12 protein-coding genes are annotated in these 17,189 nt (G+C 58.1%); 11 read left to right on the forward strand and 1 reads right to left on the reverse strand.

All coding sequences use genetic code 11. The features are described 5' to 3' along the window. Positions 1-32 precede the first annotated feature (32 nt). From G473_RS0123885 to G473_RS31245, 11 genes are all read left to right on the forward strand, one after another. Entirely contained in the window at positions 33-1,127 is a 1,095-nt protein-coding gene (locus G473_RS0123885) for a Gfo/Idh/MocA family protein (RefSeq protein ID WP_035709259.1), read from the forward strand. 68 nt (positions 1,128-1,195) lie between these two features. Further along, a complete protein-coding gene (locus G473_RS28700) occupies positions 1,196-2,812 on the forward strand; it encodes an N-acetylneuraminate synthase family protein (RefSeq protein WP_210163396.1) in 1,617 nt (538 codons plus the stop codon). 168 nt (positions 2,813-2,980) lie between these two features. Beyond that, on the forward strand, positions 2,981-3,874 hold the full coding sequence (locus tag G473_RS0123895; protein ID WP_084438621.1) for a class I SAM-dependent methyltransferase: 894 nt from the start codon (positions 2,981-2,983) through the stop codon (positions 3,872-3,874). Between the two features lie 62 nt (positions 3,875-3,936). Continuing rightward, entirely contained in the window at positions 3,937-5,022 is a 1,086-nt protein-coding gene (locus tag G473_RS0123900; protein ID WP_084438623.1) for a class I SAM-dependent methyltransferase, read from the forward strand. Positions 5,023-5,076: 54 nt separating this feature from the next. Continuing rightward, a complete protein-coding gene (locus G473_RS0123910; RefSeq protein ID WP_154667570.1) occupies positions 5,077-5,934 on the forward strand; it encodes a phytanoyl-CoA dioxygenase family protein in 858 nt (285 codons plus the stop codon). Between the two features lie 76 nt (positions 5,935-6,010). Then, on the forward strand, positions 6,011-6,697 hold the full coding sequence (locus G473_RS0123915; protein ID WP_029015176.1) for an HAD family hydrolase: 687 nt from the start codon (positions 6,011-6,013) through the stop codon (positions 6,695-6,697). A gap of 41 nt (positions 6,698-6,738) precedes the next feature. Then, complete coding sequence (locus G473_RS30935; RefSeq protein ID WP_084438627.1) at positions 6,739-7,314, forward strand: acyltransferase; 576 nt, start codon at positions 6,739-6,741, stop codon at positions 7,312-7,314. 272 nt (positions 7,315-7,586) lie between these two features. Beyond that, positions 7,587-8,744, forward strand: a complete 1,158-nt coding sequence (locus G473_RS0123920) for a lipopolysaccharide biosynthesis protein (protein ID WP_245580326.1) — start codon at positions 7,587-7,589, stop codon at positions 8,742-8,744. A gap of 145 nt (positions 8,745-8,889) precedes the next feature. Continuing rightward, on the forward strand, positions 8,890-9,282 hold the full coding sequence (locus tag G473_RS31240) for a transposase family protein (RefSeq protein ID WP_425411592.1): 393 nt from the start codon (positions 8,890-8,892) through the stop codon (positions 9,280-9,282). After that, a complete protein-coding gene (locus G473_RS30100) occupies positions 9,239-9,889 on the forward strand; it encodes a transposase (RefSeq protein WP_210163398.1) in 651 nt (216 codons plus the stop codon). Before G473_RS31240 ends, G473_RS30100 begins: the two co-directional genes overlap by 44 nt. A gap of 589 nt (positions 9,890-10,478) precedes the next feature. Beyond that, entirely contained in the window at positions 10,479-10,616 is a 138-nt protein-coding gene (locus tag G473_RS31245; protein WP_161631039.1) for a helix-turn-helix domain-containing protein, read from the forward strand. A 342-nt stretch (positions 10,617-10,958) separates the two neighbouring features. Here the strand turns inward: G473_RS31245 and G473_RS0123935 are convergent, their stop codons facing one another. Continuing rightward, entirely contained in the window at positions 10,959-16,883 is a 5,925-nt protein-coding gene (locus G473_RS0123935) for an autotransporter domain-containing protein (protein ID WP_154667571.1), read from the reverse strand. Positions 16,884-17,189: the final 306 nt, after the last annotated feature.

Consider the following 17,189-nt stretch of genomic DNA (forward strand, 5'->3'; position numbering starts at 1 on the left):
TCCGCCATTAACAGCTGATTTGGAACTGTGAAATGTCGTACCGCGTAAAGGTCATTGGCGCAGGTTCCATCGGGAACCATTTGACCAATGCAGCTCGGCGCATGGGGTGGAGCGTGGATATGCTGGACCTTGATCCGGCAGCTCTTAAACGCACCCGCGAGCAGATTTATCCGAGCCGATACGGCGCTTGGGATGAGAAAATCGGCTTGTATGAGGCGAAGGATGCACCCGTCGGTGGTTATGACCTGATCTGCATCGGTACGCCGCCGGACAGCCATATTCCGCTGGCGCTCAAAGCGGTTGAGGAGCGTCCGAGGGCGATCCTGGTGGAGAAGCCGGTTTGCACCCCCGATCTGGCAGGGGCGCAGGCATTGCATGAGCGCTGTGGCGAGCTGGGAATCAAGGCTTTCACCGGTTACGATCACGTGGTGGGCAAGGCAGCGCGTCGTTTTGCCGAACTGCTGGTCGCTGGGGCGATCGGCCAGACCCAGACTCTGGACGTGGAGTTCCGTGAATATTGGGGGGGCATCTTCGCCGCTCATCCCTGGTTGAGCGGCCCCTCGGACAGCTATCTGGGCTATTGGCGTCGCGGTGGTGGCGCCTGTGGCGAGCATTCCCATGCCATCAATCTGTGGCAGGCTTTCGCCCATGCTGGTGGCTTTGGCCGCGTGGCGGAGGTTACGGGTACGCTTGAGTACGTGAATGACGGCGTGATTGACTATGATAGCCTGTGCCTGCTCAACGTAAAGACGGAGACGGGGCTGATCGGGCGTGTTGTTCAGGATGTGGTGACAAAGCCGACCCGGAAATGGGCGCGGGCCCAAGGCACCGTTGGCGCGCTGGAATGGGTATGCGGCAGCAAGCCCGGCCAGGATACCGTGATCCAGAAGCTGGAGAACGGGGAAGCCACGGAAGTGAATGTTCAGAAGACGCGGCCGGATGATTTCGTCGAGGAACTGCGCCATATTGAGGCGGTTCTGACGGGCGCGGTGGAAGTCTCCCCGATCTCCCTGGAGCGGGGGCTGGAAAGCATGATGGTTGTCGCGGCAGCCCATAAAAGCGCGGCTGAGAAGCGGACCGTGTCGATTGATTACACGAAAGGCTTCCGACCTGAGGCACTGGTCTGAGCTAACGCGTCCACAGCTTTGTGCCTTCTTTCAGGACGCGTGCCGTCCACCATGCAATGGAGCTTTCAGTGAATATCGGTCCCTCCTTTGACTTTCGCGACCTGTTCGTCCTGGATCTGGCCAACAATCACCAGGGCAGTGTCGAACATGGCACGCGGATCATCCGGGAAATGGCGGCCGTTTGCCGCAAGCACAATGTGCGCGCGGCGATCAAGTTCCAGTTCCGCCAGCTCGATACCTTCATCCATCCGGACCACCGGGCGCAGAGCTCCAACAAGCATGTGCACCGGTTCCTCTCCACGGAGATGAAGCGCGAGGATTTCCAGAAGCTCTATGATGTGGTCCGCGAAGAAGGGCTGCTCGCCATGTGCACGCCCTTCGACGAGGAGTCGGTGGACGTCATTACCGAAATGGGCTTCGACATCCTGAAAGTGGCAAGCTGCTCCTCCAAGGACTGGCCGCTGCTGGAGAAGATCGCCGATGCCGGCCTGCCGGTCGTCTTCTCCACGGGTGGGCTGTCGATCCACAATATCGACGATGTGACCAGCTTCTTTGATCATCGTGGCGTTGACTATGCGATGATGTATTGCGTGGCGATCTATCCCATCCCGCGGGATGAGTTCCATCTGGATCAGATCGATTACATGATCAACCGCTATCCCAATACGACGATCGGCTGGTCCACGCACGAAGTGCCGACCGATCTGGTGCCGGTGGGCCTTGCCGTCGCCAAGGGTGCGCGTATGTTCGAGCGCCATGTCGGCGTGGTGACCGACGAGATCAAGCTGAACGCCTATTCCTCCACCCCGGAAGAGGTTGATCGGTGGATCGAAGCCTGGAGCTATGCCAAGGCCCTGTGTGGCGGCCCGGTGCCACGCCCGGCTTCCACGGCGGAGAAGGAAAGCCTGGACACCCTGCGCCGCGGCGTCTTCGCCCGTCGTGAAATTCCCGCCGGCGCCACGGTCAGCCGTGACGATATCTTCTTCGCCATGCCCTATCAGGAAGGTGGCCTGGACAGCGGCGGTTGGAAGGACGGCATCGTCACCAAGACGGCGCTGAAGCCGAACGAAGCGCTGATGGTCGATCAGACGATCGTCCCCGGCAATCCGGATTGGATGGTGATCAAGTCCGCCATCCACGATATCAAGGCAACGCTGAACGAAGCGCGTATCGTGCTGAACAGCGACTTCCAGGCCGAATTCTCCCACCATTACGGCATCGCCAATTTCCGGGAATTCGGTGCCACGATCATCAACTGCATCAATCGCGATTATTGCAAGAAGATCATTGTGATGGTGCCGGGCCAGAAGCACCCGCCGCACTTCCACAAGCGCAAGGAAGAGACCTTCCAGGTGCTGTACGGCACGCTGAAGGTGAATATCGACGGCCACATCCGGACGATGCATGCCGGTGAGACGGCGCTCGTCCAACCCGGCGTGTGGCACAGCTTCTGGAGCGATGATGGCTGCGTGTTCGAGGAAATCTCGACCACGCACTATAATGATGACAGCTTCTACAAGGACAAGGCCATCAACAAGCTGCAGCGCTCCGAGCGGAAGACCATGGTCAACCATTGGGGGCGTTTCGAACTGATCGACAAGGCCATCAATACGGCTCAGGGCGCTGGCGGCGGCAATAACGCCGCCCCCTCCGCAGAGCATGTGATGAGCCACGTGGCTGAGTGATACCCCTGTCATGCTGGCGCCCCCTTCACATTGCCGGGGCGCCAGCATGGATACTATGGTCGGTGACCGGGCGGGGGGCTATGGCCTGCCGCCCGGTTTGCCGTCGGAATCCCTCATTGGCGGCCGCACACGGCACCATGCCCCGCGTCGAAGGAAAGCCACACCAGTATGAGTACAGCCCCTTGTGAAATCTGCGGCAGCGCGTCCTGGACTGTTTCCTATACGGGGCCTGTGCGCGACGGTACCTTTGGCCGGATTATTGAAGAGGCGACGGTCAGGCGCTGTGGCGGGTGCGGGGTGGAGCGGCTGGATGAGCGCTTCTGTCTGACCGATGCAGATTATCAGAGTGATGCCTACCGCAGCACCCTGGGGCAGGAGCTGGATAACCGTTCCTACAAGCTGAAGCATGACACGCTGCAGCGTTTTACCATGTCCCTGCTGGCCATGGAGAAGCTGCGCGACATGACCCTTGCCGATATTGGTTGCGGTGGTGGCAGCCTGCTGGATCACCTGCGCGGCATTACAGCCGGCCTGCTGGGCGTCGAGCCTTACGACCGTTATCGGGAAACTTTGACTGGCCAGGGCTATGTAGCCTATCCCTATGCCAGTGATGCTGCCCGGGACCATGCCGGCACCGTGGACCTAGCGGTCAGCCAGCTTGTCATTGAGCATACGGCAGATCCGCGCAGTTTCCTGCAGGATATTCATAGCCTGCTGAAGCCCGGCGGGCGGTTGCTGATCAGCACGCCCAATGCCGATGATATCCTGCTGGATCTGCTGCCGGACACCTATCCCGCCTTCTTTTATCGTCGGGTTCATCGCTGGTACTTCAACGCCGATAGTCTGGCCCGTTGCGCGGCAGAGGCCGGGTTCACGGTGGATGCCGTGCATCACGTGCATCGCTATCCTTTGTCGAATGCCTTGACCTGGCTGCGTGACCGCAAACCGGCCGGCGATATCCGCTTGCCGGGCATAGACAGCTTGGCGGATGGCTTCTGGACCGCGTATCTGGAGCGTGCGGGCCGTTCCGACTGCGTGTATCTGATGCTGCGGAAGCCTTAATCCTTGAAAAGCATGATAGCCGGCATTGCCATGGCGGATTTGACTGTAACGGGTGTGGCGTGATGGGATCTGATATTCAGCAGACTGGTCAGTTCCCACTTTTGGGGAAGCGATATGCCGAAGCCGGTTACGGTTACACGCTGACCCCCAGGCAACAAGCGGTCCGCGATTCCATTCTGGCGGCCGATCATGAAAGCCACTGGGAAGACGTGGATTGCGCGTGCGGGGCAAAAGACGACCAAGTCATCAGCCGGGTTGATCGTTATGGCCTGCCCTATCTGAAGGTCATCTGCAAGGGATGCGGCCTGCTGCGCGTAAAACATCGCTGGACCCAGGACCGCTATAATCATTTCTACGCGCATGAATATCGCGACCTTTACAATCCGATCGAGATCGAGAAATCGACGCGGATTGTCCAGGTTGCTTCCTCGTCGCCAGCTAAAGATCTTGCGAACTGGATCATGTCATCGGTCCAGCATTATGGGGGGCCGAACGCCACCCCCACGATTGTGGAGATCGGGGCAGGCGGCGGCTGGAATCTCGCTGGATTGCCGACAAGCTGGAAACGTATCGGCTATGATGTGGACGCGGAATATCTGCAGGGCGGCCGCGATCAACTGGGCCTGGATATGCGGCACGGATTTCTGGATGGTGCCCTTGCAGCCGTGGCCGAAGCAGATGTCGTGCTGCTTTCCCATGTCGTAGAGCATTTCCTTGACCCGGCTGCGGAGCTTGCAAAAATCGCGGCGGCCCTTCGGCCGGGTGGTTTATTGCTCATCGAGGTTCCGGGGGTTTACCGGATCCACCGGGGGAATGCCGATCCCATGCGCTATATGCAGGGGGCTCACACATTCACATTCTCAGCCCAGACATTGTCGTCTGCGGTCCGGATGGCCGGGTTTGAGATTGCATACGCGGATGAGATGGTGCGCTTGGTTGCACGGCGGTCCGATACGGGTGCGAGCCAGCAACCGACCTGGGGCCAAGACCCGGCCCATGCTGCGGGCATCGTGGACTATCTTCTAAAATGTGAACGTATCCACGGTGCAGTGTTAAAGTTACGCTCACTGCCGGGTGGACGGATTCCAGCGGCTCTGATGCGACGAATAGGAGCCGCATATCTGGAGCGGCGTTATGGACACTCCTAATCTGCTTTGATATTTTAAGTTTTATTTTTCATAACCTTACATGCGAGGAATATCATGTTGGATCGGGCCTTGATTAGGCAGCTTTATCACCGATCGCTAACAGAAATTCAGAAGCAGGTGAGGATATTATCCAACCGCCGGGAATATGACGCCCGCCGGCAAGAGGCTATTGCCTTTGTCGACCCGTCTGCGGAATGGCAGAAACCCGCTCATGACCTTCGCGATGACGGTTACGCATTCCTGCCAGGGATTGAACAGCCCCATGTAGAGGCCGCTGTTATGGCCTGCCGGCAGGTCATCAGCGCCCGGGAGGCAACAGCCGAGCGCATGAAGAAGAAATTTTTCATGCAGCTTTTGGATGATGCCGCGCTTGAGGCCTATCCCGACATCCTCCGGCTTGCCTTGGATGAAAAGGCGCTGGCGACGGTTGCTGTTGCTTGTGGACGCATTCCCTATCTGCAAAATGTCCATCTGCTGGCCAGCCTTCCCGGCACTGATATCCTTGAAGGCAGCCAGAACTGGCATGTTGATCGTAACGACTCCATGGTCATCAAACAATTTCTCTATGTAAATGACGTTGGCGATGATGAGGGACCATTAGGGTTTATATCCCTCAAGGACAGCGCAAATGTTCGTGGGATTGTGCCGCATTATCTCACCGATGAGGATATGGCACGGTACGTCGATCCTGCAAAGACGATACGGGTGAAGGGGCCCGCCGGTACACGCACCCTCGTCGATACGGGCAAATGTTTTCATTACGGCAGTCGTGTCCGGAAAACGCGGTATGCCCTTATTGTTTATTATAATAGCGGGTTTGCGCGGGAACCGCGGGAACGTGATTGGGGCCAGACATTTGTCCGGGACTGGCAATGGTCGCCTTTACAACGACGGGTGCTGGGCATCGACTGAAGTCAAGGTCGCTGCCGACGCAGCCACGGACTGACTGCTTACGGCTATGGAAGGTTTTTCTGTGAACGCTGGGGGAATGCATCTGATCAGCGATATTCGCTGCGTTGTCTTTGACTTCGATGGCACCATCGTTGATTCCAACGGCATCAAGCGTGACGCATTCCTGGCGGTGGCCGAGGCGTTTCCCGGCGGTGCCGTGCTGATGGCCGAGATTCTCGCCCGACCGGATGCGGGTGACCGGTACCGGGTGATGGACAGCTTTCACCATGCCCTGCGCGCCGCAGGGGGCGTCCCTGGCGCTGGCGATGTGCCGGGGGGCCTTGATCTCGCCAACCGTTATACGGCCATGGTAGAGGAACTGGTCCTGAAGGCGGCAGAGATACCCGGTGCGAGTGATTGCCTGCGGTGGCTTGATGATGCGGGCATCCCCGCATATCTCAATTCCGCCACCCCATCCGGCCCGCTGACACGCATTATCGCGCAGAGTCGTTTTGCCCCCTTATTCAAGGGCATCTATGGCGGGCCGGCCAGCAAGGCTGAGAATTTAAGGATTATCATGGACCTGGAAGGCGTGGGTCCGGACCAGTTGCTGATGGTGGGCGATGGCGAGCCGGATAGGGTTGGCGCCGAGCTGATCGGTTGTCCCTTCCTGGCTCTGGAGAATTCATTCAGCCGTTTTGCCCAACGACCGTCAGCGATCATCGCCGACCTGACAGGCTTTCCCGCAATTCTGCGCCCACATCTTACACAGAAGCGCGGATAATTTTGTGATATCCGGCGGATATCGGGAACGGGAGCTGTGATGTGATCAGATCAGCGAAATTTTATTTACGTACATCCTTCAATTTCTTCGTTCTGCGCTTTCACAGCGTCCTGTTCCGTCTTAAGGGACTGCTGTCGGGCTATTATATCGGGCCAGGTCTGGTTTTATATGCGCGCGGAAATATTGATATTGGGGCGTCTGTCGTTATTCACAGCCGGGCATCCATCAGTGTCGTTGAGAATGCCACCTTGCGCATTGGCGCACATAGCCGCATAGGCTCGGACGCGGTTATTTCCTGTGCCTCTCAAGTAACGTTGGGAGATGAGGTTCTTGTTGCCGCCCGATGCTATATTGCCGATTACAGTCATGAGTACCGAAACCCGAACCTCGCGGTCCTGCGGCAAGGAAGATCCGTGCCCGAACCTGTCTTTATTGGAAGTGGGACATGGTTGGGCATCAATGTATGTGTTCTGCCTGGTGTGACTTTGGGAAAAAACTGTGTGGTTGCGGCGGGGAGTGTGGTCACAAAGTCGTTTCCTGACCACTCCGTCATTGGTGGAGTGCCGGCGCGGCTCCTCAAATCATTGGCACCAGACACCGGCAATGAAGCGCGGTAAATCATTGGACAGAACGACTTGAATTGTGCTTATCAAGTTGTCGCCGGTGTAAATCTTAATAATCAGAAATTATGAAAATAATAAGATTGAAAACCGTTATGTTGATTAATCGAGTGGATTAGATCATGTGGAAACGCCTAGGGCAGTCCAACGCCGTCTATTACGCGGGTACACTGGGTGTCCTTGGCTTGCGTTTCATCCAGAATATCCTGATCGCCCGTTTCGCCGGGCCGACGGATATGGGCATTTTCCTGGGTATCCTGGCAATTCCGATGCTGCTGGGGCGGGTCTATGACATGTCCTTGTCCCATGCCTTTGCCTATGACATCCGGCATGATCGCAACAGCTTCGCAAAGGCCCTCTCAACATTGCTGGTTCACACCCTCGCGGTGCTGCCGGTCATCGCCCTTTCCATCTATGGGCTGAGGTTTTTTCCTTTTGAGGATCCGGCGACAAATCTGGTTGCCGGCGAGCATATGGTGGAACTGACCATCCTGATCGCGTCGAGCATGTTCAGTATGAGTGTGTTCGCCATGTTTGTTGCGGATCGCAATTTCATGGTCAGCACGATCGTAGCGGTGATGCCGGTCTTGATCTTCAATGTTTTGCTGGTGATTGACAGCCAGGCGGGCGCCCTGCCGGCGACACTTCTGATGCGACAAATGGCGTGGGCTGAGGCTATTGGCGGCGTCCTCGCCCTTGCCCTTGGCCTGCTACGGTGCCGGGATTGCGGGTTCCAGACAATGCGTCCCCAGTGGCACTATTATTCCTATGGGGCCCGGGTTCACTGGGGCGTTCTATTCAAGGTGGCTGTTTCCCGCCTGGATCGGGTCATCGTTGCCACCCTTCTGCCACCAGCGGCGCTGGCCGCATTTTCCATTGCGACAACATTACGTGAACTGGCGCAGACGCCGGCCAACATGTACACGACGATTTATCAGAACAACGTCATCGATCTCAAAAAAAGAGGCAAGTCCCATACGGCCTATCTGCGCAAAGCCACTTTATCCTGGGTCGCTATCATGGCGGCCGGCTGCTGCGTCCTGTATTTCATTGCCGACCCTTTGATCACCTTCATTTATGGCCCAGCACTCCGCGATGCCGCCCCCCTTCTTGTCATTGTCTGCGTTGGTACAATCGGCATGGTCGTGGCGGGGCTGTGCTGGGCGACCGGCTTTTCCCTTGGCTATCCCGGCGCCATCTCGATCATGACAATCAGCGCTGGCGTGCCCAGCCTGATCATCATGCTCGGCATGACGTACGCCTTTGGGGCCACGGGGGCGGCCTGGGCGACTGTCGTCAGTTCAATCCTGATGGTGATCAGCGGCTATGTCGGCTTGATGTGGATAAAGCGCAGGTCCCAATCCGCCCCGGTTACCCCTCCGGACAAGAGCGTGGCATTGGAAGAGAAAGACGGGCTGGATATTTAATAAATCCGTCTAAAGTGTCAATCGGCATTGAATTTTGGCTCTGACGCACTTTTGGTGAATTTCGAAATTCCTGTGGGGTGGTTTTTCCATAGGGGTCGGTACGATGCGCACAGATTTCAGATGCTCAATGTTTGGCATCACCGGCATGGCCGTTACGGACATCGTCGACGATGATGGGGTGGTGCGGGTCACGATCAGCCCGGTCACGGCTATAGGCACCTGTCCCGGATGCGGAACGGGGTCAGGTCGGATCCATAGTCGGTATCATCGGCGACTGGCGGACCTGCCGGCAACCGGCAGGCCAGTTGGGATTGTGCTGCTGGCGAGCCGGTTCTTCTGTGATGCCGTGCTCTGTGGGCGTCGTGTATTTACGGAGCGCTTCGATCCGAAGGTTCTGGCGCCCTGGGCCCGCCGGACGGCCCGGCTGGGTCAGATTCGGTTTGACGCTGGGAGGCCGGCCGGCGGCGACCCTTGCCCGGCGGTTGATGCTGCCGGTGAGCAACGACACCTTGCTGCGTGTGGTGCGCCGCCAGGGTAGCCCGCGCATCGTGCCGCCCGCGGTAATCGGCGTGGATGATTGGGCGTGGCGACGCAATCATCGCTATGGAACGCTGATCTGTGATCTGGGACGACGTCGGACCATCGCCTTGCTGCCGGATCGTGAGCCGGCAACGACACAGGCCTGGCTGGAACAACAGCCGCAGGTGAGCATCGTCGCCCGCGACCGCGCCGGTGGTTATGCGCTTGCAGTCTCCAGGGCACTGCCGGCGGCTACCCAGGTGGCGGACCGTTGGCATCTGATGGAGAACGCAAGCCGAGCATTTCTCGATGCGGTCCGGGAATCGATGCGGCAGATCCGCAGGGCCGTCGGTGCCACCAGCATCAATCCGGCCCTTCTCACGGCAGCCGAGCGCCTGCAGTACGAAGGATATCTGCGGCGCGAGGATACCAACAACGCGATCCAGCAACTGGCCAAGGACGGCATTTCCATCAAGGAGATCGTTCGCCGGACCGGTCACAGCCGCGGGCTGGTGCGGAAAATCCTTCGGGGACAGGCAGCGGATATCTCCGGACGAGGGAAAGCTCTGAACCGCATCCCGCTTGAACTCCTCTCTATGTATCGCTGCCATATCCGATCTTCTTGATCGCGAGTATCGCTCTCAAATGACCAGAACAAAACCGGGGCAGGGCCAAACGCCATTCGCGTAAAAAGGGCTCATAGGGGGATAACAGCGACAGCCGCAGTGGCTGGGGTTCGTTGGCGGGCAAGGTCCAGGATCATGACAAGGTCCCCAAGCCTGATCACCGGCATCCTCCACGCAGACAGCAGGAGACGGGATGGAAGAGGGCATGCCCCCAAGGCCTTACCCTCTGCCAAAACTGGGGAATTTTCACTCGCCACTCTGAGAAGTTTTACCCCGTCAGGGGCAGTTGAGTCCGGTCGGATCGAAATGTTGTGCGGCGCCGACCGGTCCCGGCGCGCTTGCGTCGCTGAGGCGCCGCGCGCCGGACCTCGGTCGCGCATGCAAGCCATCGTGAACACTACGGATATCAATGTCCACGACGTGCCTCGATGTGCCAGAATCCCAACGTCGTTTACGTCCCTTACACAGCCAAAATCGCTCCTTGTATTTCCATAATTAATATTATTACTCATTTTGATGTAGGCGCGGTGGATTCTATTTTGAAGTACGACTCCTCTTTATAATCATATGGTTAGCAATGGAGACTGCCATGGGAGAGCACTATTCGCACCTGAGTTTGGTGGAACGGCACGTGATTGAAGAGATGTTCCAGGCTTTGATCCCGGTTCGGGAGATCGCAACGCGGCTTGGCCGGCATCACGGGACAATCCATCGTGAGATAAACTAAAACTTTTACCACACGCGTTTCCGGGATCGGTTCGGCAACGATTACCGGGGTTATTACTGCATGATGGCGAACACGATGGCCAAGCGTCGGCGGCGTTCTGGCCGGGTTAAGTTGCTGCGGCAACAAGGACCATCTTGGTTGTAAAAACTTGAATGCAGTCAACCTATTTCGGGCGATAGATGTTGTAATTCTTGTCATTATAATTATTCATTTTAATTAAATTTCACATTCTATTCAAAAGCCCCCATCGCCAAAGCGATGGGGGGGGGTACCGCAAACTGCATGCTATGGGTAGGAAATAACATGCAGCTTGCGATCAAGACTTGCTGTCGTGACGACCGATTACCAGGAGATACGGATACCGCCCGTCGCCTGATGACCGGTTTGCCTGTCACCAAACGCACCCGTATAGCCAAGGTACGCGTTGACGCCGTCAGCAACAGTCAGCGTGACGCCCGCACGCGGGATGAAGACGTTGCCCGGCTCCACCCCTTCCAGCGTGAACGCTTCGCCACCGCCGGCGAATTGCGCATCGATATCACCCTTCGCATCCTGTTGAAGGCGATAGGCAATCCCGATCAGCGGCGTCACCGACGCCACAGACGAAATCTTGAAGGTGCGTTCCGCGTCCACGCCCACGGTGCCGGAGAAGATGCTGGCACTGTTCTTGTCGACATTGAGGCTGACAGCACCGGCACCCTGCTCCATGAAGGCATCGACCGACCGGTCACGCAGGCGCAGATCAACCGCCGGGGTCACTTTCCAGCGATTCATCTGCATCTCATAGGACAGGTTGGCCGCAACATTCAGGTCTTTACCGTCATATTTGGCGCTGGCATTACGTGCCAGGGCCGGCATGGACCGTGCTGAGCCGATATCGTTCATGCTGTAGGAGAGCCGCAGGCCAGCCTTCAGCTTACCGGCATCGTTCACATCCCAACCGCCGCCGACAAAGGCACCGAACTGGTAGCTCCTCACATCCGCGTGGTTGTTACCGCCATCTGCATTGGTGCTGCTATAGCCCAGAGCCAGACCTGCGGTGAAGCTCTGGTTCTGGAAACCGAGCCCCGAGCTGATGCCCGCCGTCTTGGCCTGCAGACCAACCTGGCCATCACCCCCCTCCAGATCGGAGCGGACATAGTATGGCTCAGCCCAGGTGAGGAAACCGCCCTCCCCGCTGGTCGTCACGTTCCGGCCCGCCAGCTTGTTACCCAGATCGGACAGGAAGCCGGCCGAGGTGTCGATATTGTTCAGACTGGCCAGGAAAGACCCGTTCAGGTCTGCCAGACCGGCCTGGGTGGTGACCGGCGTGTTCAAGTGATAATCGAAGGCTGTCACCACGGACAGGAAGTCCTGCGCCAGGTTGAAGCTGTTAACGCTGGTAAAATTATCGCCGCGGACCAGATTGGCGGCGGGGGTGAGGCCGCTATTCAGGGCATCGGCCACCGCTTTCTGGTTCTCACTGCCATCGGACTGGGTGGCAAAAGCCATGCGGCTGATGGTGACGGTGGCCACGTTCAGATCATCGGCGTCCTTGCCGGTTGTCAGCGTCGTCTTCAGGAACGGCGTTGCCTCCGACTGAACAAGCGTGGCCTTGGAAACATCCAGTGCCCCGGTGGATTTCACCAGAGCCAGCGTCTGCTTGTCTTCATACAGGGTGTAGGGATTGAAGACGACCTGCACCTTGCCGGCAATGGTGGCGGTACCCGTCACCACGGCCAGGCCGGACGTGGCATCGGCATCCGTCCGGAACGGCGTAACAGCCAGACCAAACTGGGCGATGCTGCCCGGCTCGGCCAGAACATCGGAATTTGCCGCGGCGACAGTGCGGGTGAGGTTGGGTTGGGCAAAGACCACCTGGGTAGCATCTGCGCCAACCGTGTAATCGCCCCGCACCGTCAGCGTCGTGCCACGGTTTTGGAAGACAAGCCCGGCGGACTGGCCAGAGATCAGGTTGTTAGCGGTCGTGTCCGCAGCCACCACCGCGGAGCCAATGGCAAAGCTGCCGGACCCAGCAGTGAAATTGCCGGTAAAGGTGGCATCGCCGCCAGACCCGAGGCCAACATAACCACCCGAAATGTTCAGCGCCTTGAAGTTAAGCTCGTTACCGACAAGGTTCAGCGTACCGGCGCCCGTCTTATTGATGGCGGTAATGCCGGACACGTTCCGCAAAACCCCAACCTGATCCGCGGCCACATCGTAATTGACGATGCTGTTGGTCAGATAAGTGCCATCAACGGTCATGGCACCGGAAACCGATCCGTTAACCTGCCCCTGATTGGCAACATTCAGGACATTGACACTCTCCTTGCCACGGCCTGCGTCCGTGCCGAAGGTGACCGCCCCTACCGTGGCATCCTTGCCGGTCACGGTGAGGGTGTGATTGCCTTCCAGCGTCTGGATGCCGCTCAGGGTACCGGTATTGACGATGGTGCCGGTCCCGATCGCGCCGGGTGTGGTGTCAAACGCGGCGATGGTGACGGTGCCGCTGATCTTGCCCTTATTGTCCACATAGGCATTGTTGACGGCACCAATATTCACGTTACCGCCGATGGTGGCCGTGGCCCCGTTCAACAGAATGGCGTCATTCAGCCCATCCACCTTGGAAGACTGCGGCCCGGCAATCAGCCCCAATTCCTGTGGCGCGACCGTGGCCTTGCCCAGGGAAAGGGTGATCGCGCCATTGGCGTTGGTCATGTTGGAGAAAGCTGTTTGCCCGGCATTGGTGCCGCTGGCGGTCTTGTCGGTGCTGCCGATGGTGACAGAGCCCCCGATGGTACCGGCATTGTTAAGGTAGGATTCAGCAAGACCGGTCACAGTAACATCACCGGTGATCGCGCCAAGCTGATCCATCTTGGCAACGCCGCCGACCTTTGTGCTGGTCTGATTGATGCTGCCGGCACCCCCCAGCAGGCCGGTGGTGACATCCGACACCGTGTCGGTGAACAGGGAGGTGACAGTGACGCCACCCTGAATGGTGCCCGTCGCAGCGTTGCTGACCAGGGCACCATTGCGGCCACTGACATTAATCTGGCCGGCAGCGCTCTGGGCGTCCACCAGCCCGGCATTGGTCAGGCTGGCCAGACCGCCGAGATTGTTGGTGGTCGTCCTGGTGCGGGTGCTCGTTCCGTCATTCACCTCAGAGCGGCTGGTCTCAACCGACTGATTGGCCGTAACGTTGAGCGTGTTCGGCGAAACCTTGACCGTCGCGCCCGCCTTATTGTCCAGGCTGGCAGTATAGCCCTCGACATTCATCGTTCCTGCGGCCAGGACGCCGGAATTGCTGACCTTGGCCACATTCTGGATGACCTGACGCGTGTTCTCCTCCGTGGTCACCGTCGGGGCAACAGGACGTCCGAGACCGTCCTTTGCGTTGGACTGGACGGTTGTGGTCTTGGTGGTATCGTTGGTGTAGCCAACGCCACCGACGGTAATTTTGCTTTTTGTTGGTTCGGTCAGGAGGTCAAGCGTGCCCGTATTGGCCAGCGTTGCTGTGCCGCTTGCACGAACCTCCAGGGTAGAAGTCGAACCGGTCAGGTTCTGGATTTTCCCATTATTGGTGAGGGTGGCATCGCCGACAGTCAGGATGCTGATATTTTCAGTCACCGTAACGGTGTTATTGCCTTCTGTGGCGATGGTTTGCGTATACTTATCGACAGAACCAGCGCCACCCTGCAGCGTGGAGGGTGTGGCACCCAGATTAATGATGCCGGCGGCCTCGTTGGTCAGGGTCACTGTTCCCCCGGTGACGGAGATAGAGCCCTGACTGTTGAGCGGGTTGGACTGCCCACCCGGGATCAGGGATTCACCGATCGTCCCCGTATTGCGGAGGGTGACGGTACCAGCCTTGTTTTCGGTGGTTTCGTCATAGGTCCGCGCCGTGACGGTGCCACCAACTTCGGTAGAGGTTTCGTTCCACGCATCGGAGCCGTTGTAGAGGCTGCTGGCATTGATCCCACCAGAAATCAGACCACTGTTCGTGACCTCAATCTTCGAGGCAGCCCCGTTCAGGGTAACCATCCCGCCAACGGGTGTGATGTTCCCATTCGTATCCACAATGGCGGTACCAATACGCCCGGCATTGGTCAGGGCCAGGGTCGTTTCCACCGCTTGGGATGTATATTTCACCGTGCCGGTTTCGGTGACGGTATCCGTGCCCTTCACCGTCGCCGTGCTTGTCGTGATGGCACTATCATAGGACGAGTTCTGCGACCCCCGCCCGGTGAGGGTGACGTTCGGGTTGGTGGCATATTGGCCGCCGATGGTTGCGTTGGCGGCATTGGTCAGCGAGACCGTGCTGCCGACGCCTGCCAGCGAAACACCACCGATCTGGGCACCGGATTTGTTTTCCAGGGTTGCCCCTGCCGCAACCACCGTATTTTGCGAGGTGCTGTTGCGTACCTCCGTCCGGGTGCCATCCCTGACCCCATTGACGGTGGTAGAGTTATCCGTGATGGTGGTTTCATTAGTGTATTTAAAGGTGCTCGCGCCAGCCGTGCCGGTGACCGTTCCGCTGATGCTGCCCGCATTGGTGACGGCGACACCATCATTGCCCGTCAGCGTAATCGACTGGTTGATGGCTGCGCCATTATTATCCTTTGCATTCCGGATCGTACCGGCATTGTCCAGGATGGCGCTGCCAGCGGTCGCGGTAGATACTGAACTATTCTTGCTCGTCGATTCCGACTGGCCGGTGATGGTGGTATTGCCACCCTTGATCAGGGTGCTGCTTACCGCCCTCGACGTGGAATCGCTGGTTCTGCTGGAGACGGTCGTTCCCGCACCAAGGGTAAGGGAGGACGCTTCAACAACCCCGCCCTGGGTGTTCGTTACACTGGCGATACCGGCGGCGGTATACAGGTTGACAGTGCCGGTCAACAGCAGCGTGCCCGCGCCCTGATTATCCAGCTTCGCATTGCCGGCAACGGCGCTAAAGGCAGAGCTGGAGGAGCCACGGGACGAACTTGTGACAGTATTGGTCGTCTGACCGGTGACGCTGCCATCGGTAACGATGGTCTGGTCCATTTTATCCGAAGATATGTAAGAAGATTGATAAGTGTCACCGGTATTCAGGGACAGGTTCCCGGTGATGGAAACAGTGCCCGCATTGGTCAGGCTGGTATCGCCACGACCAGACAGGGAGGCACTGCTGAGAGCGATAGCACCATCGGTGCCATTGGTCAGGCTGGCCTTGCCGGCAAGCACCGTCGTTTTGTTGACCTGATCGGTGCTGTTGGAACTGTTCTGCGTGGTCACCTTATCTTTGGTGACCGTATCCCAATGGCTGGTGGTGGTGGTGGTGCTATCGTTCAGCGAGGTGCCGGCCTTGACGTTCAGGGAACCGCGGCCGTTATTGGTGCCATTGGTCCGCGCACCGGTCTTGGTGTTCAGCCCCAGGCCCAGCATACCGGTATTGGCAACCGTGGCATCGCCCATGGCCGTGACAGTCACAGTGCTGCCGCCAGCAACGTCCAGAGTGCCAGCATTGACCAGATCGGCCTTGCCTGCAAAAGCCACGCTGGCAGATTTATTCGTGAACGTAGAGTCCCGCGAAATCAGCCCAGTCGAATCGCTGACGGAGATGTTGCTCTGCGTATAGCTATTACCCCAACGCTGCCCACTCGCTTGAATCGACAGGGAGCCGGGCCTATCCCCTGTACCCAGCAGCAGGGAACCTTTGCCTTGGTTGGTCAGGCTGGCCACCGGCCCCTGGATGGAAAGGGAGTTCAGGGACAGGGTGCCGCCATCGGCGTTGGTCACTGTGGCGCTGCCGTCAGGCACTGCCACAGCGGTGGTTGAGTTGACTAAAGTGTCTTCTGTGGTAGTGATCGTGCCACGGTCCGTGGTGACAGCAGTAATCTTGGTCGTATTGCTCGAGCCGAAATTCTGTACCGAGGACAAGGCAGAGAGGCTCAGACTGTTGACCGTCAGGCTGCCGGTATTGGTCAGATCAGCTTTGCTGGCAATACCAGCCTGTACTGTATTTTGAGAATACAAGGAGGAAGTGGTGGTCGTCGTCCCTTCGGTGGTTGTACGCGACGGGGTCACCTGCGACGTCGTGGTCTGGGAATAGCCGCCGGACTGCAAGCTAATATTACCCAGCCCCGTTGTCCCGGTAGCCGTGTCCGCACCCAGGCCCAGCTTGCCGCTGTTCTCCAGGCTGGCCATCGTCACGCCCTGGAGAGTAAGGGCGGTGTTGGGGGTAATATCAATCGTCCCGGCATTGGTCAGGCTGGCGGCAGTGCCAGAATCTGTCTGGGTGTTCACCGTTGTGGTGACACCGTCCTTTGTTTGCGGGGTGCCGGCCGTGTACGTACTCGAATACGCGTAAATTAAGCTATTCCCTTGCAGGATAAGGGTGCCTCCAGCCTTATTGGCAAAGCTAACGGTTGACGCACGAACACTCAAATTATTTGCCAGTATCGATCCAGAATTGGAAATATTGGCTTTCGTCTCTTCAGTCGATTGCCCCTTCGCAGCATTCAAATAGACATACGCATACTGCGCAGGTTGCGTATCGGTCTTGGTTAACCCGATCTGCGCACCAGCATTGTTGGTAAGAGTGATATCCCC

This window comes from Niveispirillum irakense DSM 11586 (assembly GCF_000429645.1).
In the GTDB taxonomy this organism is placed as follows: domain Bacteria; phylum Pseudomonadota; class Alphaproteobacteria; order Azospirillales; family Azospirillaceae; genus Niveispirillum; species Niveispirillum irakense.

What these genes read in the sequence shown, in the direction of transcription:
- G473_RS31245 (WP_161631039.1), top strand. Translation starts at nt 10,479, where the DNA reads ATGGGAGAGCACTATTCGCACCTGAGTTTGGTGGAACGGCACGTGATT.
- G473_RS31240 (WP_425411592.1), top strand. Translation starts at nt 8,890, where the DNA reads ATGGCCGTTACGGACATCGTCGACGATGATGGGGTGGTGCGGGTCACG.
- G473_RS0123895 (WP_084438621.1), top strand. Translation starts at nt 2,981, where the DNA reads ATGAGTACAGCCCCTTGTGAAATCTGCGGCAGCGCGTCCTGGACTGTT.
- G473_RS0123915 (WP_029015176.1), top strand. Translation starts at nt 6,011, where the DNA reads ATGCATCTGATCAGCGATATTCGCTGCGTTGTCTTTGACTTCGATGGC.
- G473_RS0123920 (WP_245580326.1), top strand. Translation starts at nt 7,587, where the DNA reads ATGCTGCTGGGGCGGGTCTATGACATGTCCTTGTCCCATGCCTTTGCC.
- G473_RS0123885 (WP_035709259.1), top strand. Translation starts at nt 33, where the DNA reads ATGTCGTACCGCGTAAAGGTCATTGGCGCAGGTTCCATCGGGAACCAT.
- G473_RS0123900 (WP_084438623.1), top strand. Translation starts at nt 3,937, where the DNA reads ATGGGATCTGATATTCAGCAGACTGGTCAGTTCCCACTTTTGGGGAAG.
- G473_RS0123910 (WP_154667570.1), top strand. Translation starts at nt 5,077, where the DNA reads ATGTTGGATCGGGCCTTGATTAGGCAGCTTTATCACCGATCGCTAACA.